This is a genomic window from Pseudomonas sp. 25 R 14, from assembly GCF_900004755.1.
GTDB classification, from domain to species: domain Bacteria; phylum Pseudomonadota; class Gammaproteobacteria; order Pseudomonadales; family Pseudomonadaceae; genus Aquipseudomonas; species Aquipseudomonas brenneri.
The window spans coordinates 281,089-302,059 of record NZ_CVTS01000065.1; the positions used below are offsets into that span (position 1 = coordinate 281,089).

The window sequence follows — 20,971 nt, forward strand, 5'->3', positions numbered from 1 at the left end:
AGCATTCATTCACGAATGGCGTGCCTAGCGCTCGGTGAGAGCCACTTTCACACCGATGGCAATCAGCACCGCGCCCATGCTCCGATCAAACCAATGGCCCATGCGCGCAAAGCCGGCGCGCACGCGCTGTTGGCTGAACAGCATGGCCACCATGCAAAACCACAGGGCGGTGGCCACGGCCAGGTACACGCCATAACCCGCCTGGATCGCCAGCGGCGTGTGGGGGTTGATCACCACGGTGAACAGCGACAGGAAGAACAGCGTGGCCTTGGGGTTCAAGCCATTGGTCACAAAGCCCGAGGTAAAAGCGCCGCGGGCACTGCGCTCGCCCACTTCGCGGTGCAGGTCTTCTTCACTGGCAGGCTTGGCCGGTTGCGCACGCAGAGCCTTGAAGCCGATGTACAACAGGTAGGCCGCGGCCGCCCATTTCAGGGCGTTGAACAGCACGATGGACTGGGACACGATCAAGCCGATACCGAGCAACGAGTAGCCGACGTGGAGGAAAATCGCCGAACCAACGCCCAGTGCTGTCCAGGTGCCTGCGCGCCGGCCATGGGTCACGCTCTCGCGGACCACCACGGCAAAGTCCGGCCCGGGACTGGCCACGGCCAGCAGGTGAATCAACGCCACGGTCAAAAACTCGGTGAGGTACATGCACACTCCAAGAAGTAACTGATTATTTCATCTGGTAGGCTCGGCAGATTACGCCTTCGAACCCTGTCGCAAAAGGTACAGTTGATGACGAACAATCGCCGCGCCGTCTTCCTTGATCACCCTTCACTGGACCAGAGGGACCTTGACCTCAGCGAGCTGCAGGAAGTTTTCAGCGACTTGCAGCTGTGCGAGCAGACCTCGGCGGATCAGGTGGTCGAGCGCCTGCAAGGCGCTCAGGTAGCTATCAGTAACAAGATCCTGCTCAACGCCCAGACCCTGGCCGCCTGCCCCGACCTGAAGCTGATCCTGATCGCCGCCACCGGCACCAACAACGTCGACCTGGCCGCTGCCCGCGCCCAAGGCATTACCGTCAGTAACTGCCAGGGCTACGGCACGCCGTCGGTGGCGCAGCACACGATCATGCTGTTGCTCAACCTCGCCACACGCCTGAAGGACTATCAAAAAGACGTCGACGCCGGCCTGTGGCAGCAAGCCAAGCAGTTCTGCCTGCTGGATTACCCGATTGTCGAACTGCAAGGCAAAACCCTCGGGCTGCTGGGCCATGGCGAACTGGGCGGCGCCGTCGCACGCCTGGCCGAAGCCTTTGGCATGCGCGTGCTGCTGGGCGCAATCCCCGGCCGCCCGGCGCGTGCAGACCGAGTGCCATTGGACGAACTGCTGCCGCAGATCGACGCCCTGACCCTGCATTGCCCGCTCAACGAGCACACGCGCCACTTCATCGGTGCCCGCGAGTTGGCTCTGCTCAAGCCAGGCGCGTTCGTGATCAACACCGCACGCGGTGGCCTGATCGATGAACAAGCCTTGGCAGACGCCTTGCGCGGCGGTCATCTGGGTGGCGCGGCCACCGATGTGCTGAGCGTCGAACCGCCGACTACCGGCAACCCGCTGCTGGCCGGTGACATCCCACGGCTGATCATCACGCCACACAGTGCCTGGGGCAGCCGCGAAGCACGGCAACGGATCGTCGGCCAATTGACCGAAAACGCCCGGGGCTTTTTCAGCGGCGCACCGCAGCGCGTCGTCAGTTGATAAACTGCGCTCCTTTTTCAGGGAGCAGACCATGGATCCGCGCAGTGAAGTACTGCTTCGTCAGGCCGAACTTTTTCAAGGCAACGTGTTGCTGGCTGGCCTGCCCGCCGATGACCTGCTTGGCCGCCTGCCCAATGCCCACGGCTGGTGCTGGCATGCCGGCGATCAGGCAGCGCTGGATGCGCAGTTTGCCGAGCGCAGCCATTTCGGGGTGAATGTGCCGCAGCGTCCATTCGACACGGCGGTGGTGTTCCTGCCCAAGTCCAAGGACCTGGCTGACTACATCCTCAAGGCCGTGGCCGCGCGCCTGCCGGGCGCCGAGCTGTACCTGGTCGGCGAAAAGCGCGGCGGCATTGAAAGCGCCGCCAAGCAACTGAACGCTTTTGGCAAGCCACGCAAACTCGACAACGCGCGACACTGCCAGTTATGGCTGACCACCGTGGCCAACGCCCCGGTGGCGCCAGACCTTGCGAGCCTGGCCGAGGTATTTGAGGTGCCACTGGCCGACGGGCCGCTCAAGGTCGTCAGCCTGCCAGGCGTGTTCAGCCATGGCCGCCTGGATCGCGGTACCGCGCTGTTGCTGGAGCACCTGGACAAACTGCCCAGCGGTCATCTGCTGGACTTCGGCTGTGGCGCCGGCGTGCTGGGCGCGGCGGTCAAGCGGCGCTACCCGCACAACACCGTGACCCTGCTTGATGTGGACGCCTTCGCCACCGCCAGCAGTCGCCTGACCCTGGAGGCCAATGGCCTGGAAGGCGAAGTGCTGACCGGTGATGGCATCGACGCCGCGCCCATGGGGCTGGATGCGATCTTGAGCAACCCGCCGTTCCATGTCGGGGTGCATACGGATTATTTCGCAACGGAAAACCTGCTGCGAAAAGCACGCCAACATCTGAAAAATGGCGGCGAACTTCGGCTAGTCGCCAATAGCTTCCTGAAGTACCAGCCACTGATCGAAGAACACCTGGGCGTGTGTGCAATCAAGGCCGAAGGCCAGGGGTTTCGTATCTACCGGGCCAAGCGCGGCTGACGAGTGTTTGAAAAAGAAGGCTTGCCGAATGGATTTTGCCAAGGCAGAATCCGCTCCGTCCTAGGGGAGTAGTCTCCCACGAGCAACATGCTCGTCCGGCATACGTCAACATACTTGGTCAGCAGACCATGGCGTATGCGACCCAGGAGTCCGCACAGACGGACCGGGGTTTGACAAGACCTATGACACGCACACCTTACCCGGGGCGGGAAGGCTGTACGTGTCATAGCCGTGTCGACCCGCCCCTGGAAACCTACCTGATGCTGGATTCACTTCTCGTTCCTACCGCAATCGTTGCCTTGGCCGAAATTGGCGACAAGACACAACTGCTCGCGCTTATTCTCGCCGCCCGCTTTCGCAAACCCTGGCCGATCATCGCCGGCATCATCGCCGCGACCCTGGCCAACCACGCCGCCGCCGGCGCCGTGGGTGCCTGGTTTGGCAGTTTCTTCTCGGAGGCGGTGCTGCACTGGATCCTCGCCGCAAGCTTCTGCGCCACGGCTCTGTGGACCCTGGTGCCGGACAAGCTCGACGATGACGAGGCCAGCACTTCGCGCAAGTTCGGGCCGTTCCTGACCACCCTGATTGCATTCTTCATCGCTGAAATCGGCGACAAGACGCAGATCGCCACAGTGATGCTGGCGGCGCAATATCCGGAGTTGTGGTTGGTGATTATCGGCACCACCTTAGGCATGCTGATTGCCAACGTGCCGGTGGTTCTGGCGGGGAATTTCGCGGCTGAGAAACTGCCTCTGACCCTGATCCGTCGCCTGGCGGCCTCGGCGTTCTTCATCCTGGCGCTGGTAGCGGTGTACAAGGCCATGCAAAGCAGCGGCTGGATCTGACCTGCGGGCTTGTGTGGGAGCGGGCTTGCCCGCGATAACAGTGGCTCAGTTGATAAATATGTAACTGATACACCGCTATCGCAGGCAAGCCAGCTCCCACATTTGGATCTTCACACGGTCCGAGTTATCAGGACTTCTTGGCTTGCTGGTAAAGCGGCATCACCTTGGGAATCGCCGCCTGCAACGAGGCAATCCGACTGCTGGAGGCCGGGTGAGTGCTCATGAACTCAGGCGGTGCGCCTTCGGAAGCCTTGGCCATTTTGTTCCACAGCGTGATCGCAGCGTTCGGGTCATAACCGGCGCGGGCCGACAGTTCCAGGCCAATCAGGTCGGCTTCGTTCTCATTGCTGCGGCTGTTGGGCAAGGTCATGCCGTAGTTGGCCACGGTGTCGGCCAGCGCCATGCTGTCCTGCCCAAGCCCCAGCAACGCACCGGCGCCCTGCTTGGCCATTTCGATACCGTAGGCCTTGGACATGGCTTCGCGGCCGTGCTCGCGCAAGGCGTGGGCGATTTCATGCCCCATGACCGCGGCCAATTCGTCGTCGGTCAACTTGAGGTTTTCGATCAACCCGCTGTAGACGAAGATCTTGCCACCAGGCCCGCAGTTGGCGTTCATCTCGTCGCTTTTGATCAGGTTCACTTCCCACTTCCACTGCGCCGCATCCGGACGGAAGGTCGGTGCCTGGGCGATCAGGCGCTTGGCGATGGCCTGTACGCGCTTGGCGTTGGCGCTGGTCTTGTCCACCAACCCCTTGCCACTGGCTTCACCCAGGGTCTGCTGGTACGACTGCGCGTACATCTGGTCGACTTCCTGGCTCGACAGCATGCTGAACATGTACTGCTTGCGCTCCACACCCACGGCACCGCCGCTGGTGGTGTTGACGGACTGGCAACCGGCGAGCAGCAAGGCTGCGCTCAATGCCGTGACCACCAATGATTTTTTCATGCACATTCTCCCTGAAAACATGGCGCGTATCGTAGGCCCTCCCATGTATCGGCGCCAGATACACCTGACGCTTAACCGCTAAATTTCCGATACGCCCCACGCCTGCGACCGTTCTATTGATGACACTTCTGATTCTTTTGCGGGAGGCTCGCTCCCACATTTTGAATGTATTCACACATCAACATGTGTGCGGGCTTACTCGCAATGAGGCCAACCAAAACAACAAAGCACTGGCAGTCTCACCCCGGAGTAAGGCACTCCGGCCCATTGAGCTTCGGATCATTGACCATATTAGCCAACACCCGCTCGCGCAACGCCGTAGGCTCGCTGGCCAGCAATCCCTGCAACACATGCAGCGGCGTCTCGGGATCCAGCCAGGCCTCCTGCCCTGCCGCATCGAGAATCAACGGCCGGCGCTGGCTCTGCGCCGCCTGGGTCACTACCGCCGTACTCAACCACACCTGCTCCTGCACCGGGTAGGCCTCCCAGATCGCCGCAAAGAACAACGTCGAGCCCTCCCCCGGCGTCAGCCAGTACGGTCGCTTGCGCTGGGTGCCGCGCCATTCATAAAAGCCATTGGCCGGCAGCAGGCAACGGCGCAGGCGGAAGGCCTCGCGAAACATCGGTTGCTCAGCCAGGGTTTCGGCGCGGGCGTGGGCCGGTGTGCGGGACAGGTCGGTCAACCACGGCGGCGTCAGCCCCCAACGCGCCCGCGCCAAGCTGCGCTGGCCGTCGCTGAGGCGCTGGATCAGTACCGAATCATTGGGGGAAATATTCCACTGGGCCTGTTGATCCGCTGGGAAGCCCGGCAAGGCAGCAAACGAGGGGTTCCAGCGAAACAGGGCATAACGTCCACACATGGGGCAACACGACTCTTGGGTAAACCGGTCGACAGCCTAACAGACCAGCACGTCGGGGAAGCTGTCGGGTTCATCGCCAGGCAGGGGTTGCGCGCCGATATAGGCGCTAATCAGCTCTCGGGCGACAAGGGCCTGGTCGTTCTCTACCTCAAGGCCCAGCAGGCCGAAGATCGGCAGCTCACCCGTGCCACCGAGCAGATGGCGCCCGACCAGATGGGCGTCGATACCTTCGCTGGCAAGCATTTGTTGCAGCAACTCGCCCTCCATCAGATTCTCCGGCTCGTAGATTCGTTGCATCGTCGCCCCCTTTATTCGTTCTCGCTGCGCACTTCAAGCATCCACTCATCACCATGAACCTGCAGGTCGAAAACGATCGGCCGGCAGCACACCTGGCAGTCCTCTATATAGTTCTGGTCACCGCCGGATAAATCCACGCTTGTCTCAACCTCTTCACCACAATAAGGGCAATCGTACAGCGCAGGTTCTAGCATCGCGGTCTCTCCCAAGTGACTTGTGCGTATAATCGCCGGTCTATTTGCAGGGCTTTTTCGTTTGATGCCATTTGTTCAGACCGGCCCTGTCACTTATCGATCCAAACCTTTACTTACCCTAGCCGTTTCTAACAAGAGAGCATGATGGGCGAATTCGATACCATCCGACCTTACAACGACAGCGAAGTCCCGGCAGTGCTGGCCCGGCTGTTCAGTGACAAGGCCTTTCTGGACATCCTGACCCACTTTCGCTTCCCGCGCTTTGCCGGCGCCTTTGGCTGGCTGCTCAAGCCGCTGATCGCCCAGAAACTGCGCCGTGAGTTCGCCGGTGTCACCACCGTCGCCACCTTGCAGGACAAAGTCGAGTATTACGTCGACCACACCATCGACCGGGCGACCGACGGCGTCACCTACACCGGGGTCGAACAGCTCAAGTCCGGCATGGCCTATGTTTTTTTGGCCAACCACCGCGATATCGTGATGGACCCGGCCTTCGTCAACTATGCGGTGTACCACGCCGGCCTGCCAACACCACGCATTGCCATCGGTGACAACCTGCTGCAGAAGCCGTTCGTCAGCGACCTGATGCGCCTGAACAAGAGCTTTATCGTGCACCGCTCCATTACCGGGCGACGCGAGAAGATGGCGGCTTATCAGTTGCTGTCCGCCTACATCAACCATTCGATCCGCAACGACTGCCAGTCGATCTGGATCGCCCAGGCCGAAGGTCGGGCCAAGGATGGGGATGATCGCACCGAGTCGGCGATCCTCAAGATGTTCCATATGAGCCGCAAGGATGAGCCGTTCGCCGACGTCATCCTGTCGTTGAACCTGACACCGGTGTCCATCAGCTACGAATATGACCCGTGCGACGCGGCCAAGGCGCGCGAGCTATTTATCCGCGCCAGCACTGGCACCTACAGCAAGGCGCCCGGCGAGGATGACGCGAGCATTGCCCTGGGCATCACCGGTTACAAGGGCCGGGTCCATATCAACTTTGCGCCGCCCATCACCGAGCGGTTTGAAGACACCAAACTATTGGCCATCGAGATGGACCGGCAGATCCTGGGCGGTTATCGGTTGTTTCCTGTGCATTACCTGGCGTATGCACAGTGGAGCGACGCGGACCCGCAATTGCAGGTGCCGACGGCTGCCGAAGTATTCCCGGCCGATGAGTTGGCCAAGGCGAAAGCGGAGTGGGAACGGCGCTTGACTGCATGCCCGCAAGAGCACCGACCGTATCTGGTGTTGCAATATGCGATGCCGGTGCGCAATCAGTATCGGGTCAACGCCGGGATCCCTCTGTAAACAACACGGCGCAATCAACTGTAGGAGCTGGCTTGCCGGCGATCGCATCACCTCGGTGTATCTGGCATACCGAGGTGCCTGCATCGCTGGCAAGCCAGCTCCTACAGTTGTTTTGTGGTGTCTTTACAGTTGAGTGCTGAGCCAGGACAGCAGCAGCGCCAGGCCAAGGCAGGCAAAGCCGATGCGATAACCAAGACGATGACTGCGCTCGGTGCGCACATCCAGAAACAGCATGGGCTGGTCGATGGCCCGCTCTTCGCTTTGTGCAGCCAGACTGGCCATCGCACGCTGCTCCTGCAGGCGGGTAATAAACAGCAACGCCGCGCCAGGACAGGCAATCAGCAGTGCAGTGGTATTGATCAATAACGCAGGCAACGGCATTTCAAACCCCGGTGTGACAGTCGTCCATCCAGATGCGCTCTCCTGCGCAGTGCAGCTCCATCCCCCAATGACGAGCAATGTATCGAGTAATTTACGTCGTCACCTGAACGTCACCTTAACAAGCCACTCTGTTGCCCTTCGAACACCCGGGAGCTTGTCATGTTGCACGCGCAAAACCAGGATCGGCTGTACCTGATCGCCCCAACCGATGAGCAAGAGGCGCTGGTCGGAGGCCTGGCGTTCAATGTCCAGGACCGGCACTGGTTGGTGTATTGCGCCCTCGGCGGGCATCAGCATGCCGACCTGCCGGAGCTGGACCTGCTGACTGGAGTCAGTGTGCTGGACTTTTATGTCGAAACGGCGGCATGACAGCCGCAGGCACAAAAAAGCCGGGCCCCTGACTGGGGCCCGGCTTTTTACTAAAGATTACTGCGAGCTGAGGATCTGGCCGATGCTTGGATCCTTGAACAGTCGCGTCAGGGCATCACTCAACACGTCGCTGACCAGCTTGGTGTTGGTTTCCTGGTTCGGCGCCATGCCAAAGCGCTGGTCCAGGGACGCAGCGTAACGGCCGTTGTAGCGGCGGTTGCCGGCCGACACATCAGAGCGGAAGGTCGCGCCGATGGTGGCTTCGGTCACGTACAGGCCTTCCTTGGGCGACTGATACTTGAGCTCGGCCAGGGTCACGGTCAACTGCGGCGCACCAGGCGAGTTGCTGGTCGGGGTGAAACCCAGCAGACGCACAGCCGCTTCGGCCTGGGCTTGCAGCTTGGGCAGCACGTCGGCACCGGTCACCGTGATGGCGCTGGTTTCCGGGTACAGGCCGCCGCGGGTGCCCAGTGTCGGCGATGGACGACCATCAACGACACGCACCGACACCGGCTGGCCATGGCCCACAGGCGCCAACTGGGTGGTGAGCTTGGGTTGCGGGCTCAGTTGCTGCGGGCTGTGGGCGCAGCCAACCAGGGTCAAGCTGGTCACAGTGATCAAACCGAACAACAGGCGTTGCAACATGCTTTTTTCTCCAGAATTCAGGTACCGACAGCCCGGCAGTATAGCGGTGCGTCACCACCTGGAACTAGCGCCAGTTACAACCTCAGACCCAGGCCCGTGTGCAGCGGTTCAGTGTCACCAAGATGTCATTCTTGACAGATATGCTTGGCGTCATTCTCAGGAGGCCTACCATGCTCAATCTTCTCTGGCGCTTTTTCGCTCGCACGCCCGCCTATCGCAACTTTGCCAGGCTCGACCCACAAGGTCGCTGCCAGGCATTCAAGCAATGCAGCCAGCCGCCCGTGGGCGAGGGTTGGGTCGAAGTCGAAGAGATCCGCCTGAGCTGGATGCACCAGCCACTGCCCGCCCGCGCCCGCGTCAGCCCGCGCCGCGCACGGTCATCACACCGTCTGCCGTTGACCGCCTGACCGAAGCGCTAATAAAAGTCATAAAACACGTCCATTTCCCCGCATTTCTTCGCTACAATCTCCCCCCGATTATAAGGACGTCTCCTGATCGGGCCTCGCAGCATCGCTAATGCCCTGGTATTAGCTCCCCCGCACCGCCCACAGAGAGCCGCCCACACAGATCGAGTGAAGCTGGCGAGCTGGCTGTTTTGTCTGCAAACCTGCGCCTTTACCGAATCTGCCAGAGCTGCCATTGCGCTCGGCCACTTGAGTTGTTTGCCCGTTATGCCGCATGTCGGCAGTGATTTCGGGCCAGGTGCCAGGCTGGGGCAGCCCTTTTTTGAGGTTCACGTCTTCAAAAGAGCGTGAAAAAACGGGTTTTCACAACTTCACAAGAGTGTGGCGAGCAAATGAATAGTTTTGCGTTTGTACAAGCACCATCAACGTCTGGCACTGCCCAACCACACAGGACCGAGTACTCCCCAAGAACCGGAGCTTGAAGCCTGTCCGCTACGGATTTGGTTGCACGATCGGACGTACTTGACCATAAGTCGAATTGCCACAGAGGCCCTGAAATGCGTTCATATGCAGATAAGGCCTGGTCGGCAGCGTCCGCTGAAGTTGCAAAAAAATTGCGAAGAATCGGACATGGCAATCCTGGCCATGGGTAACCTGGGGCATCACGTGAACCGCCCCGTCACTCCTGGCAGCCATGCCGTCAATTTGGTGCTGCAGATTTTGGAGACGCGTTAAATGGCGCATAACGAAGCAGTCGACGTAGTACTGGTAGGTGCGGGCATCATGAGTGCCACCCTCGCCGTACTGCTCAAGGAGCTCGACCCCGGCCTCAAGCTGGAAGTCGTTGAGCTGATGGACTCGGGTGCAGCAGAGAGTTCCAACCCGTGGAACAACGCCGGTACCGGTCACGCCGGGCTGTGCGAGCTGAACTACACCCCGCAGGCTGGCGATGGTTCCATCGACATCAAGAAAGCCGTGCACATCAACACCCAGTTCGAGGTGTCGAAGCAGTTCTGGGCGTACCTGACCAAACAAGGCACCTTTGGCTCAGCCAAGTCCTTTATCAGCCCGGTGCCGCACCTGAGCTTCGTACAGGGCGAAAAAGGCGTGTCGTTCCTCAAGAAGCGCTTTGAAACCCTCAGCCAGCACCACGCGTTCTCGGATATGCACTACACCGAAGACCGTGCAGAAATGGCCGAGTGGATGCCGCTGATGATGCCTGGCCGCCCGGCTGACGAGAAAATCGCCGCGACCCGCGTGATGAACGGCACCGACGTCAACTTCGGCGCCCTGACCAACCAATTGCTGGCGCACCTGAGCAGCTCGGCAGATGCCCAGGTCAAATACAGCAAGCGCGTCACCGGCCTCAAGCGCAATGGCGCCGGCTGGACCGTGAGCATCAAGGACGTCAACAGCGGCAACACGCGCCATGTCGACGCCAAGTTCGTGTTTCTCGGCGCCGGTGGCGCGGCCTTGCCGCTGCTGCAAGCCTCGGGTATCGAAGAAAGCAAAGGGTTTGGCGGCTTCCCGGTCAGCGGCCAGTGGCTGCGTTGCGACAACCCACAAGTGGTCAAGCAGCACCAGGCCAAGGTCTACAGCCAGGCGGCTGTGGGTTCGCCACCGATGTCGGTGCCGCACCTGGACACCCGCGTGGTAGAGGGCAAGAAATCCCTGCTGTTCGGGCCATACGCCGGTTTCACCACCAAGTTCCTCAAGTTCGGTTCGTTCCTTGACCTGCCCATGTCGATTCGCCTCGGCAATATCGGCCCGATGCTGGCCGTGGCCCGCGACAACATGGACCTGACCAAGTACCTGGTCAGCGAAGTGATGCAGTCCATGGAACAGCGCCTGGAATCCCTGCGCCGCTTCTACCCCGAGGCAAAAGCCGAAGACTGGCGCCTGGAAGTGGCTGGCCAGCGAGTGCAGATCATCAAGAAAGACCCGAAGAAAGGCGGCGTGCTGCAATTCGGTACCGAACTGGTCGCGGCCAAGGACGGTTCGCTGGCCGCGCTGCTGGGCGCCTCCCCAGGTGCGTCGGTAACTGTTTCGATCATGCTGGAACTGATCGAACGCTGCTTCCCGGCCCAGGCTGCCGGCGAGTGGGCGACCAAGCTGCAGGAAATCTTCCCGGCCCGGGAAAAAGTCCTGGAGACTGATGCCGAGCTGTACCGCAAGATCAGCGTACAGAACAACATCAGCCTGGAGCTGGTTGAGCAAAGCAGCGCGGCCCAAAGCTACGCTTGACCCCTGTAGGAGCGAGCTTGCTCGCGAAAAACCTGAGGACGCCGCGTTTATCCAGAATAAACGCGTCATCGTTAGCGTTCTTCGCGAGCAAGCTCGCTCCTACCAAAGGCAATAAAAAACGCCCCGCTCTCGCGATGAGAACGGGGCGTTTTTTTATGTCTGGATAATCAGCCGCGGACTTGCTCGATCAACTCGATGTACTCGTGCGCATTGCGCTGGTCCTTGATCAGGTCGACGAAGGTCTGGCCGTGCTCGTCCTTGCCATCGAGGTCCAGGCCGGCCTCCTTGAAAAAGGTCAGGAAACGTCCGAAATCGTCGATGCGCAGGCCGCGATAGGCTTTGATCAGTTTATGCAGGGAAGGTGAAGTGGCGTCGACCGGTTCAAAATCCAGGAACAGCTTGATCTGATCGTCGCCGATCTCGTCACCAATCACTTGTTTCTTATCTTTACGCATTGCCGACTCCAGCCTGCAGACATTTACACGGGGGTAGAAGTCTACCTGCGGGACTCAAGGTTCGGAAGCCACGAAAATCGAATGTGGGCTCAGTCGAACTGGGCCAGCATCCAGCGATGATACTCAGCCATGCCGGCTTCGCCTTCACGGGGTGCCCAGCTCGCCAGCTCGCCCTCGCCTACCGGGCGATAAGGGCCAGCCTTGCACTCGAACATCACCGAGTCAGGCTCAAGCACCACCAGGCCATGGAAAACGCCGGGCGACAGATCAACACCCTGGCACTCTCCACCCGCCTGCAAGATGCGCCGTTCGAGAACTTCGCCTGACTCGCTGAAGATCAGAATCCCCAGGCGCCCCTTGAGTACCAGCAGGGTCTCGGCCTTGTCAGCAGTGAGGTGACGATGAGGCTGCACGTAGGTGTGTGGCTGCAAACCGACAGCCATGCGATGGCACGGCTCTTCCATCTGGTGGAAGTTGACGTTCTGCCGGCCACGGGGGCTGGCGGCGGCTTTCTCAGCCAATTCGGCAAACAGAGATTGATCAAGAAAGCGCGCCATGGCTTACATCCCCTTCACAGCAAAGATGCCATTGGCATTACGCCAGTAGCCTTTGTAATCCATGCCGTAACCAAAGATGTAGCGGTCGATGCACGGCAGGCCAACGTAATCGGCTTTCAGGTCCGGGCGGGCCTTGCGGTCGTGGTCTTTATCGATCAGCACGGCGGTGTGCACTTTGCGCGCACCGGCGTGTTTGCAGAAGTCGATGATCGCGCCAAGGGTATGACCCTCGTCGAGGATGTCGTCGATGATCAATACGTCGCGGTCGATGAACGACACTTCCGGCTTGGCTTTCCAGAACAGGTCACCGCCGCTGGTTTCATTGCGATAGCGGGTGGCGTGCAGGTAGGACGCTTCCAGGGGGAATTGCAGGTGAGTCAGCAATTTGCCGGCGAAAATCAGACCACCGTTCATCACACAGAACACCACCGGGTTGGTGTCGGCCATTTCGCGTGTGATGTGCGCGCCGACCTTGGCGATAGCCTCTTCGACTTGTGCTTCGGTGTACAGGCAGTCAGCCTCGCGCATGATTTGACGGATATGGTCGAGATCAGCGGACATGGCGCTCTCCAGAGGGGTACTGTGGCAAGAAAAGCGGGCGAAGGTACGCTTCTGGGACGCAACGTTCAAGCCTTTATGGACTAACGTACTGGTTGTCTATAGGACAACACCCTCGGATAGATTAATCTAGGCCGGTTTTTTTGCCCGCCGCCGGAGCCTTTCCCCATGCCCATCCGTGAGATCCGCCACCCGCTGATCCGACACAAGCTCGGCCTTATGCGCCGCGCCGACATTAGCACGAAGAACTTCCGTGAGCTTGCTCAGGAAGTCGGAGCGTTGCTCACCTACGAAGCCACGAAAGATTTACCCCTGGAAAACTACGAGATCCCCGGTTGGTGCGGTCCCGTCCAGGTCGAGAAAATCGCCGGCAAGAAAATTACCGTAGTACCGATCCTGCGCGCCGGCATCGGCATGCTTGAAGGCGTGCTGAGCCTGATCCCGGGCGCCAAGGTCAGCGCTGTGGGCGTAGCCCGCAACGAAGAAACCCTGCAGGCCCACACCTACCTGGAAAAACTCGTCCCGGAAATCGACGAACGCCTGGCGATGATCATCGACCCGATGCTGGCCACCGGCAGTTCCATGGTCGCCACCATCGACCTGCTGAAGAAAGCCGGCTGCAAGGACATCCGCGCCATGGTGCTGGTGGCTGCGCCCGAAGGGATCGCCGCCGTAGAGAAGGCGCACCCGGATGTGATGATCTACACCGCGTCCATTGATGAACGCCTGAACGAGCACGGCTACATCATTCCGGGCCTGGGCGATGCTGGCGACAAGATCTTCGGCACCAAGCAGAAGGACGCGTGAGCATGCAGGATGAATTCAACGACCCGCTTTGGCGCCAGATCCTGTCTGGCGCACAAATGCTCTTCGTAGCATTTGGCGCGCTGGTGTTGATGCCACTGATCACAGGTCTTGATCCAAACGTTGCACTGTTTACCGCAGGTCTTGGCACGCTGCTGTTCCAGATCGTGACCGGACGCCAAGTGCCGGTATTCCTGGCATCGAGCTTTGCCTTTATCACCCCGATCATTCTCGCCAAGGGCCAGTTCGGCCTCGCGGCGACCATGGGCGGCGTGATGGCGGCGGGTTTCGTCTACACCTTCCTCGGCCTGGCCGTGAAGATCAAAGGCACCGGTTTTATCGACCGGCTGCTGCCGCCCGTGGTCATCGGGCCGGTGATCATCTCCATCGGCCTGGCCATGGCGCCGATCGCCGCCAATATGGCAATGGGCAAGAGCGGTGATGGTGCCGAGCTGATTCATTACCAGACGGCGATGATGATCTCGATGCCGGCGCTGCTGACCACGCTGATCGTGGCCGTATTCGGCAAGGGCATTTTCCGCCTGGTGCCGATCATTGCCGGGGTGCTGGTAGGTTTTGGCATGTCGTTCTACTTTGGCGTGGTCGATACCGCGAAGATCGCCGCCGCCCCGTGGCTCGCCCTGCCCCACTTCACCGCACCGGAGTTCAACTGGCAGGCGATCCTGTTTATCGTCCCGGTGGCCCTGGCACCGGCCATCGAGCACATCGGCGGCGTGATTGCCGTGGGTAGCGTGACTGGTCGCGATTACCTGAAAAAGCCCGGCCTGCATCGCACGCTATTGGGCGACGGTATCGCCACCACCACTGCCGGTATGTTCGGCGGCCCGCCCAACACCACCTACGCCGAAGTGACGGGCGCGGTGATGCTGACCAAGAACTACAACCCGAAGATCATGACCTGGGCGGCAGTATTCGCCATCACCCTGGCCTTTGTCGGCAAGTTCGGCGCGCTGCTGCAGAGCATTCCGGTGCCGGTGATGGGCGGGATTCTGTGCCTGTTGTTCGGCTCGATTGCCGCGGTGGGGATGAATACCCTGATCCGTCACAAGATCGACCTGGGCGAAGCGCGCAATCTGGTGATTGTGTCAGTGACCCTGGTCTTTGGGATTGGTGGTGTGCTGATCGGTACCGGTACTGGTCCGGATGATTTCGGCCTCAAGGGCATCGCCCTGTGTGCCGTGGTGGCAATTGGTTTGAACCTGCTGCTGCCGGGCAATGATGGCTGGAAGCACAAGAAGCCGGATGAGCCGTTGCTCTAAAAGCTACGGATTGTCGGTGTTGCTGATGGCCTCATCGCGGGCAAGCCCGGCTCCCACATTGAAGTGTATTCCAATGTGGGAGCCGGGCTTGCCCGCGATGAGGCCAGTCCAGCCAATGTAGATCCAAGCCTTAAAGATCGCCCAAGCCATCGACCAGCGCCTGGTTCTGCTCTGGCGTACCGATGCTGATCCGCAGGAACTGGGCAATCCGCTCCTGCTTGAAGTGCCGCACGATCACCCCTTGCTCACGCAGTTTGGCCGCCAGGCCAGCCGCATCGTGCCGTGGGTGGCGGGCAAAGATGAAGTTGGCCGCTGACGGCAACACCTCAAAACCCTTCTCTCGCAACTGCGCCACAACCTTCTCACGGCTGTCGATGACCAACTGGCAAGTCTTCTCGAAATACTCACGGTCCTCGAACGCTGCTGCCGCGCCGACAATCGCCAGGCGATCCAGCGGATACGAGTTGAAGCTGTTCTTGACCCGCTCCAGCGCCTCGATCAGGTCCGGGTGCCCCACCGCCAAGCCTACCCGCAAACCGGCCAGTGAGCGCGACTTGGAGAGGGTCTGGGTGACCAGCAAGTTCGGGTAACGGTCCACCAGGCTGATCGCGGTTTCGCCGCCGAAGTCAATATAGGCCTCATCAACCACCACCACCGAATCCGGGCTGGCCTTGAGAAGCTGCTCTACCGCATCCAGTGCCAGTACGCAGCCCGTCGGCGCGTTCGGGTTGGGGAAGATGATCCCGCCGTTAGGCTTGGCATAGTCCACCACGCGGATCTGGAACTGCTCATCCAGCGGCACCGGGTCGGACTTGATGCCATACAGCCCGCAGTAGACGGGATAAAAGCTGTAGCTGATATCCGGAAACAGCAGCGGCAAGTCGTGCTGGAACAGGCCGTGGAAGATGTGCGCCAGGACCTCATCGGAACCGTTACCGAGGAAGACCTTGCCTGCATCGACCCCGTAGTACCTGGCCACGGCCTGCTTGAGCAGATCGCTGTTGGGGTCGGGGTACAAGCGCAGGTTGTCGTTCAGCTCGGCCTGCATGGCTGCCAGCGCCTTGGGCGATGGACCATAGGGGTTTTCGTTGGTGTTGAGCTTGACCAGCTTGGTCAGCTTCGGCTGCTCGCCGGGCACGTAAGGCACCAGGTCCTTGACGAAGGGGCTCCAGAATTTGCTCATGCCTTACTCTCCCTTGACGATGCGATATTCGGCGCTGCGGGCGTGCGCGCTCAGCGATTCACCACGGGCCAGCACCGAGGCGGTCTTGCCCAGCTCCGAGGCGCCCTGTGGCGAGCAGAAGATGATCGACGAGCGCTTCTGGAAGTCGTACACCCCAAGCGGCGACGAGAAGCGCGCAGTGCCGGACGTCGGCAGGACGTGGTTGGGACCCGCGCAGTAGTCGCCCAGGGCTTCGCTGGTGTGGCGGCCCATGAAGATCGCCCCGGCATGGCGAATCGACGGCAGCCAGGCTTGTGGGTCGGCCACCGACAGCTCCAGGTGCTCCGGCGCGATGCGGTTGGCGACTTCGATGGCCTGTTCCATGTCCTGCACCAGGATCAGCGCGCCACGGCCATTGATCGACTTCTCGATGATCTCGGCACGTTCCATGGTCGGCAGCAGTTTATTGATGCTGGCGGCCACCTTGTCGAGGAACTCGGCGTCGGGGCTGACCAGGATCGCCTGGGCGTCTTCGTCGTGCTCGGCCTGGGAGAACAGGTCCATGGCGATCCAGTCCGGGTCGGTCTGGCCGTCGCACACCACGAGGATTTCCGAGGGGCCGGCGATCATGTCGATGCCGACCTGGCCGAATACGTGGCGCTTGGCGGTGGCGACGTAGATGTTGCCTGGGCCAACGACCTTGTCGACCTTGGGCACGCTTTCGGTGCCATAGGCCAGGGCCGCAACGGCTTGGGCGCCACCTATGGTGAACACGCGATCAACCCCGGCGATGCAGGCCGCAGCCAGCACCAGCTCGTTGATTTCACCGCGCGGGGTCGGCACGACCATAACCACTTCGGTCACGCCGGCCACCTTGGCCGGAATCGCGTTCATCAGTACCGATGACGGGTACGAAGCCTTGCCACCCGGCACATACAGGCCGGCACGGTCCAGGGGCGTGACCTTCTGGCCCAGCACCGTGCCATCAGCCTCGGTGTAACTCCAGGAGTCCTGTTTCTGCTTCTCGTGGTAGCTGCGCACCCGCGCTGCCGCCACTTCCAGGGCTTCACGCTGAGGCGCGGTGATGCGCGTCAGAGCCAGCTCCAGGCGTTCGCGGGGCAGGATCAGGTCAGCCATGGATTTGACGTCCAGGCCGTCAAACTGGCGGGTAAAGTCCACCAGCGCCGCATCACCGCGCTCGCGCACGGCCTTGATGATGTCGAGCACCCGCTGGTTGACCGAGTCGTCGGACACGCTTTCCCAGCTCAGCAGATGATCCAGATGATGGGCGAAATCCGGGTCGGCAGCGTTGAGTCGGGCAATTGCAGTGGACGTGGTCATAGCGAGGGCCTCAATAGAATTGGCAAAAACTCAGGCGCCCTAAACTAGCAGTCGTTTCCGCTTGGGCACCTGAGAATTCTGGCTATGAGGCGGATAGACGGGCGCAGCTTTTCAGCTACGCGGGTGAGTCAACCGCGGTGTCGAGACTCCACTGCCTTGCGCAGGGTGTCGATCAACGCCTGGATACGGGCGTGCTGCATTTTCATCGAAGCTTTGTTGACGATCAGCCGGGAGCTGATGTCGGCGATAAAGTCCTGGGGCTCCAGGCCATTGGCGCGCAGGGTGTTGCCGGTGTCGACCACGTCGATGATCTTGTCGGCCAGGCCGATCAACGGAGCCAACTCCATCGAGCCGTAGAGCTTGATGATGTCGACCTGACGGCCTTGCTCGGCGTAATAACGCTTGGCGACGTTGACGAACTTGGTGGCCACCCGCAAGCGGCCCTTGGGCTCGACGTCACCGACACGGCCAGCAGTCATCAACTTGCACAGGGCGATACGCAGGTCCAGCGGCTCGTACAGGCCCTGACCACCGTATTCCATCAGCACGTCCTTACCGGCGACGCCGAGGTCGGCGGCGCCATGTTCAACGTAGGTCGGCACGTCGGTAGCCCGCACGATCAGCAGGCGAACGTCGTCCTGGGTCGTGGGGATGATCAGCTTGCGGCTCTTGTCCGGATTCTCGGTCGGCACGATGCCCGCTTCAGCCAGAAGCGGCAAAGTGTCGTCAAGGATGCGGCCCTTGGACAGTGCGATGGTCAACATGGGAAACGTCAATCCTTCATCAGGCTATTGCTGTCCGGTCACAAACGGCGCCAGACACAGATCGAGGCCATGACAGCCTCGATTTGAAACAAACCAGTGTTTGTAGGAGCGAGCTTGCTCGCGAAGAACTCATGGACACCACGTTGACTCTGGATAAACGCGTTATCGTTGACGTTTTTCGCGAGCAAGCTCGCTCCTACAGCGCAGCAGGGACTAGCCCGGTACGCGGCGGATTTTTGCGCCGAGCATCTGCAGTTTTTCTTCGATGCACTCGTAGCCACGGTCTATGTGGTAGATGCGATCGATCAGGGTGTCGCCGTCAGCGCACAGCGCCGAGATCACCAGGCTGGCCGAAGCCCGCAGGTCGGTCGCCATTACTGGCGCGCCCTTGAGCTGCTCGATACCGGTGACGATGGCCGTGTTGCCTTCGACCTGGATCTTGGCGCCCATGCGGTGCAGTTCATACACGTGCATGAAGCGGTTTTCGAAGATGGTCTCGATGACAGCACCAGTACCTTCGGCAATCGCGTTCAGGGAGATGAACTGCGCCTGCATGTCAGTCGGGAACGCCGGGTACGGAGCAGTACGCACGTTCACGGCTTTCGGCCGCTTGCCGTGCATGTTCAGCTCGATCCAGTCTTCGCCGCAGGTGATTTCAGCACCGGCTTCGCGCAGTTTTTCCAGGACCGCTTCCAGGATAGTCGGATCGGTGTCCTTGACCTTTACGCGACCACCGGTCACGGCAGCAGCAACCAGGTAGGTACCGGTCTCGATACGGTCCGGCATGACCTTGTAGGTCGCGGTGTGCAGACGCTCTACGCCATCAATGGTGATGGTGTCGGTGCCAGCACCGGAAACCTTCGCGCCCATGGCGTTCAGGAAGTTGGCCAGGTCGACCACTTCCGGCTCGCGCGCGGCGTTTTGCAGGACGCTGCGGCCCTTGGCCAAGGCAGCGGCCATCATAATGTTCTCGGTACCGGTCACGCTGACGGTATCAAAGAAGAAGCTCGCACCACGCAGGCCGCCTTCCGGCGCCTTGGCCTTGATGTAGCCGCCTTCGACGTCGATGGTTGCGCCCATGGCTTCAAGGCCACGGATGTGCAGGTCCACCGGACGCGAACCGATGGCGCAACCGCCAGGCAGGGCCACTTCGGCTTCGCCGAAACGGGCGACCATCGGCCCCAGCACCAGGATCGAGGCACGCATGGTTTTCACCAGTTCGTACGGTGCGATCAGGGTTTTGATGGTGCGCGGGTCGATTTCGACCGACAGTTTCTCGTCGATCACAGGCTCAATGCCCATGCGGCCGAACAGCTCGATCATCGTGGTGATGTCGTGCAGGTGCGGCAGGTTGGCTACGGTAACCGGGCCATCGCACAGCAAGGTAGCGGCCAGGATCGGCAAGGCCGAGTTTTTAGCCCCGGAGATACGGATTTCGCCATCAAGACGGGCACCGCCGGTAATAATCAATTTATCCATAAGAATCTCGACGCCTTGGGGGCTCAGGTGCGCTCGGCCCAGGCCGCGCGGCTGAAAAATTTCATAGTGACCGCATGGATGCTGCCATCGGTGATCCACGGGTTCAAATGGGCATAGATCTGCTGCTGACGCTTGACCGGGCTCAATGCCGCCAGTTCATCGCTAATCACGTTCAGCTGGAAATTGCAGCCTTCGCCTTCAACTGCAACCTCAGTATTCGGCAGCTTTCCTTCAAGGAAGCTTTTAACTTCTAGGGCCTGCATGCTCAACCTCTATCGGCGCCCAGTGCGCGCGGGTCGCACATCATACAAAAAAGCCCCGCGCCTGCGAACCCCGCGTAGCAGGACTCTGACGGGGGGCTTCTTCAATAATGTGTATTAAGGATGCGCCAACAGCTCGGTCAAACCGCAAACCTGGGCGATTTCCCGCATATCCTCGGGTAATGCGCGAATACTGACAGGTTTGCTGACTGCGGCGGCGTCACGTAGGAAACACAAGAGCAATGACAAGCCAACACTGCTGGACTTCACCACCGCCGAGCAATCGAGAACCAATGCCGGCGCGGTGCTGGCATTGATCAGCGCCTGGCCCTGCTTGCGCAGAGCCGGCCCGGAGCTGTAGTCGAGCACGCCACTCAGGAGCAACTCGCCGGGCTGGCCTTGACGAACAGCCGACTCAGTCATGGGGCCTGCTTCTCTGCGGCTTCTTCGGTCACTTCCTTGGCCTTGGCCACTTCGCCAGCCCAACCATTGATGGTTTTGTCCAGGTCGTTGCCATTGCGCTGCATGGCGTCGGCAAACTGGTCACGGAACAACTTGCCGATGTTGATGCCGTTGATGATCACGTTGCGCACTTTCCACTCACCATTGATTTTCTCAAGGGTGTAGGAAACCGGATACACCGAGCCATTGTTGCCCTTGACCTGCATATCCACGCTGGTGCGGTCGCCAGACTCATCCTTGGCCGGGGAAACCACGATGCCCTGGTTGTTGTATTCCAGCAGGGCGTTGCCGTAGAACTGCATCAGGCTGCGCTTGAAGTTTTCCTGGAAGCGTTGCATCTGCTCAGGCGTAGCCTTGCGCGAATACTTGACGGTCATGATGCTGCGGGAGATGCCGTCAGCGTCGACCACCGGCCCCACGATCCCGTTAAGGGCGTCGTAGAACGCGCCTGGGCTCTGCTTGTACTTGTCCTTGTTCGCGGCAAGGTCAGCCAGCAGTTCTTTGGTGGTTCTATCAATAATGTCGTGCGCCGAAGGCGCCGCCACGGCGTTAGCCATCAATGGCAAGGCTGCCAACAGCACCAACAGGCCACGTCGCAAGGTAGAGATCATGAACAAACTCC

General features: G+C 60.4%; 26 protein-coding genes and 1 riboswitch. Of the genes, 9 read left to right on the forward strand and 17 right to left on the reverse strand.

Going from position 1 to position 20,971, the window contains the following annotated elements; genetic code table 11:
• Positions 1-24 precede the first annotated feature (24 nt).
• Positions 25-654 (reverse strand): LysE family translocator, encoded by a 630-nt coding sequence (locus BFQ03_RS24485; protein WP_032860057.1) that lies wholly within the window; start codon positions 652-654, stop codon positions 25-27.
• Between the two features lie 84 nt (positions 655-738).
• Here BFQ03_RS24485 and BFQ03_RS24490 point away from each other — a divergent pair, with 84 nt between their 5' ends.
• From BFQ03_RS24490 to BFQ03_RS24500, 3 genes are all read left to right on the forward strand, one after another.
• On the forward strand, positions 739-1,704 hold the full coding sequence (locus BFQ03_RS24490) for a 2-hydroxyacid dehydrogenase (RefSeq protein ID WP_065944198.1): 966 nt from the start codon (positions 739-741) through the stop codon (positions 1,702-1,704).
• 31 nt (positions 1,705-1,735) lie between these two features.
• Positions 1,736-2,734, forward strand: coding sequence for a class I SAM-dependent methyltransferase (locus BFQ03_RS24495; RefSeq protein WP_065944199.1), 999 nt, complete (start codon positions 1,736-1,738; stop codon positions 2,732-2,734).
• A gap of 51 nt (positions 2,735-2,785) precedes the next feature.
• Positions 2,786-2,905: riboswitch (yybP-ykoY riboswitch) on the forward strand.
• Between the two features lie 89 nt (positions 2,906-2,994).
• Positions 2,995-3,579 carry a TMEM165/GDT1 family protein gene (locus BFQ03_RS24500; protein WP_032860060.1) on the forward strand — a complete coding sequence of 195 codons (585 nt, stop codon included), beginning with the start codon at positions 2,995-2,997 and terminating at the stop codon, positions 3,577-3,579.
• A gap of 127 nt (positions 3,580-3,706) precedes the next feature.
• On the opposite strand, the gene BFQ03_RS24505 is transcribed toward BFQ03_RS24500, so the two are convergent.
• From BFQ03_RS24505 to BFQ03_RS24520, 4 genes are all read right to left on the reverse strand, one after another.
• Positions 3,707-4,525 carry a M48 family metallopeptidase gene (locus BFQ03_RS24505; protein ID WP_032860061.1) on the reverse strand — a complete coding sequence of 273 codons (819 nt, stop codon included), beginning with the start codon at positions 4,523-4,525 and terminating at the stop codon, positions 3,707-3,709.
• 239 nt (positions 4,526-4,764) lie between these two features.
• The gene (locus BFQ03_RS24510; RefSeq protein WP_065944200.1) at positions 4,765-5,385 is read right to left on the reverse strand and encodes an SOS response-associated peptidase; all 621 of its coding nucleotides are present in this window, start codon (positions 5,383-5,385) and stop codon (positions 4,765-4,767) included.
• Positions 5,386-5,421: 36 nt separating this feature from the next.
• Positions 5,422-5,682 (reverse strand): putative signal transducing protein, encoded by a 261-nt coding sequence (locus BFQ03_RS24515; RefSeq protein WP_032860063.1) that lies wholly within the window; start codon positions 5,680-5,682, stop codon positions 5,422-5,424.
• 11 nt (positions 5,683-5,693) lie between these two features.
• Positions 5,694-5,876: a CPXCG motif-containing cysteine-rich protein gene (locus tag BFQ03_RS24520; protein ID WP_065944201.1), complete on the reverse strand. Its 183-nt coding sequence runs from the start codon at positions 5,874-5,876 to the stop codon at positions 5,694-5,696.
• Between the two features lie 144 nt (positions 5,877-6,020).
• Here BFQ03_RS24520 and BFQ03_RS24525 point away from each other — a divergent pair, with 144 nt between their 5' ends.
• Positions 6,021-7,184 (forward strand): 1-acyl-sn-glycerol-3-phosphate acyltransferase, encoded by a 1,164-nt coding sequence (locus BFQ03_RS24525; RefSeq protein ID WP_174553292.1) that lies wholly within the window; start codon positions 6,021-6,023, stop codon positions 7,182-7,184.
• Positions 7,185-7,307: 123 nt separating this feature from the next.
• On the opposite strand, the gene BFQ03_RS24530 is transcribed toward BFQ03_RS24525, so the two are convergent.
• Complete coding sequence (locus BFQ03_RS24530; protein WP_032860066.1) at positions 7,308-7,565, reverse strand: hypothetical protein; 258 nt, start codon at positions 7,563-7,565, stop codon at positions 7,308-7,310.
• A gap of 159 nt (positions 7,566-7,724) precedes the next feature.
• On the opposite strand from BFQ03_RS24530, the gene BFQ03_RS24535 reads away from it, so the two are divergent.
• Complete coding sequence (locus BFQ03_RS24535; RefSeq protein ID WP_032860067.1) at positions 7,725-7,934, forward strand: hypothetical protein; 210 nt, start codon at positions 7,725-7,727, stop codon at positions 7,932-7,934.
• 57 nt (positions 7,935-7,991) lie between these two features.
• On the opposite strand, the gene BFQ03_RS24540 is transcribed toward BFQ03_RS24535, so the two are convergent.
• A complete protein-coding gene (locus BFQ03_RS24540; protein ID WP_032860068.1) occupies positions 7,992-8,579 on the reverse strand; it encodes a YajG family lipoprotein in 588 nt (195 codons plus the stop codon).
• Positions 8,580-8,749: 170 nt separating this feature from the next.
• On the opposite strand from BFQ03_RS24540, the gene BFQ03_RS24545 reads away from it, so the two are divergent.
• Both BFQ03_RS24545 and mqo read left to right on the forward strand, forming a co-directional pair.
• Positions 8,750-8,986, forward strand: coding sequence for a hypothetical protein (locus BFQ03_RS24545; RefSeq protein WP_032860069.1), 237 nt, complete (start codon positions 8,750-8,752; stop codon positions 8,984-8,986).
• Between the two features lie 732 nt (positions 8,987-9,718).
• Positions 9,719-11,227: a malate dehydrogenase (quinone) gene (mqo, locus tag BFQ03_RS24550; RefSeq protein WP_032860070.1), complete on the forward strand. Its 1,509-nt coding sequence runs from the start codon at positions 9,719-9,721 to the stop codon at positions 11,225-11,227.
• Between the two features lie 167 nt (positions 11,228-11,394).
• Here mqo and BFQ03_RS24555 read toward each other — a convergent pair whose 3' ends face one another.
• From BFQ03_RS24555 to BFQ03_RS24565, 3 genes are all read right to left on the reverse strand, one after another.
• Positions 11,395-11,682 (reverse strand): PA4642 family protein, encoded by a 288-nt coding sequence (locus tag BFQ03_RS24555; RefSeq protein WP_065944202.1) that lies wholly within the window; start codon positions 11,680-11,682, stop codon positions 11,395-11,397.
• Between the two features lie 89 nt (positions 11,683-11,771).
• Complete coding sequence (locus BFQ03_RS24560; protein WP_032860072.1) at positions 11,772-12,239, reverse strand: WbuC family cupin fold metalloprotein; 468 nt, start codon at positions 12,237-12,239, stop codon at positions 11,772-11,774.
• Positions 12,240-12,242: 3 nt separating this feature from the next.
• Positions 12,243-12,800: a hypoxanthine-guanine phosphoribosyltransferase gene (locus BFQ03_RS24565; protein WP_029291749.1), complete on the reverse strand. Its 558-nt coding sequence runs from the start codon at positions 12,798-12,800 to the stop codon at positions 12,243-12,245.
• 165 nt (positions 12,801-12,965) lie between these two features.
• Here BFQ03_RS24565 and upp point away from each other — a divergent pair, with 165 nt between their 5' ends.
• Positions 12,966-13,604 carry a uracil phosphoribosyltransferase gene (gene upp / locus BFQ03_RS24570; RefSeq protein ID WP_032860073.1) on the forward strand — a complete coding sequence of 213 codons (639 nt, stop codon included), beginning with the start codon at positions 12,966-12,968 and terminating at the stop codon, positions 13,602-13,604.
• Between the two features lie 2 nt (positions 13,605-13,606).
• Positions 13,607-14,881 (forward strand): uracil-xanthine permease family protein, encoded by a 1,275-nt coding sequence (locus BFQ03_RS24575; RefSeq protein ID WP_032860074.1) that lies wholly within the window; start codon positions 13,607-13,609, stop codon positions 14,879-14,881.
• Between the two features lie 130 nt (positions 14,882-15,011).
• On the opposite strand, the gene hisC is transcribed toward BFQ03_RS24575, so the two are convergent.
• The 7 genes from hisC to BFQ03_RS24610 form a co-directional block, all read right to left on the reverse strand.
• A complete protein-coding gene (gene hisC, locus BFQ03_RS24580; RefSeq protein WP_032860075.1) occupies positions 15,012-16,064 on the reverse strand; it encodes a histidinol-phosphate transaminase in 1,053 nt (350 codons plus the stop codon).
• 3 nt (positions 16,065-16,067) lie between these two features.
• Positions 16,068-17,384 (reverse strand): histidinol dehydrogenase, encoded by a 1,317-nt coding sequence (gene hisD / locus BFQ03_RS24585; protein ID WP_029291757.1) that lies wholly within the window; start codon positions 17,382-17,384, stop codon positions 16,068-16,070.
• Positions 17,385-17,512: 128 nt separating this feature from the next.
• Complete coding sequence (hisG, locus tag BFQ03_RS24590) at positions 17,513-18,148, reverse strand: ATP phosphoribosyltransferase (RefSeq protein ID WP_003188599.1); 636 nt, start codon at positions 18,146-18,148, stop codon at positions 17,513-17,515.
• Between the two features lie 213 nt (positions 18,149-18,361).
• Positions 18,362-19,627 (reverse strand): UDP-N-acetylglucosamine 1-carboxyvinyltransferase, encoded by a 1,266-nt coding sequence (gene murA / locus BFQ03_RS24595; protein ID WP_032860076.1) that lies wholly within the window; start codon positions 19,625-19,627, stop codon positions 18,362-18,364.
• Positions 19,628-19,650: 23 nt separating this feature from the next.
• Entirely contained in the window at positions 19,651-19,890 is a 240-nt protein-coding gene (locus tag BFQ03_RS24600; protein WP_010567702.1) for a BolA family protein, read from the reverse strand.
• A gap of 114 nt (positions 19,891-20,004) precedes the next feature.
• Positions 20,005-20,310, reverse strand: coding sequence for an STAS domain-containing protein (locus BFQ03_RS24605; protein WP_032860077.1), 306 nt, complete (start codon positions 20,308-20,310; stop codon positions 20,005-20,007).
• Complete coding sequence (locus tag BFQ03_RS24610; RefSeq protein WP_032860078.1) at positions 20,307-20,960, reverse strand: MlaC/ttg2D family ABC transporter substrate-binding protein; 654 nt, start codon at positions 20,958-20,960, stop codon at positions 20,307-20,309. The genes BFQ03_RS24605 and BFQ03_RS24610 overlap by 4 nt, the downstream gene beginning before the upstream one ends.
• Between the last annotated feature and the right edge of the window lie 11 nt (positions 20,961-20,971).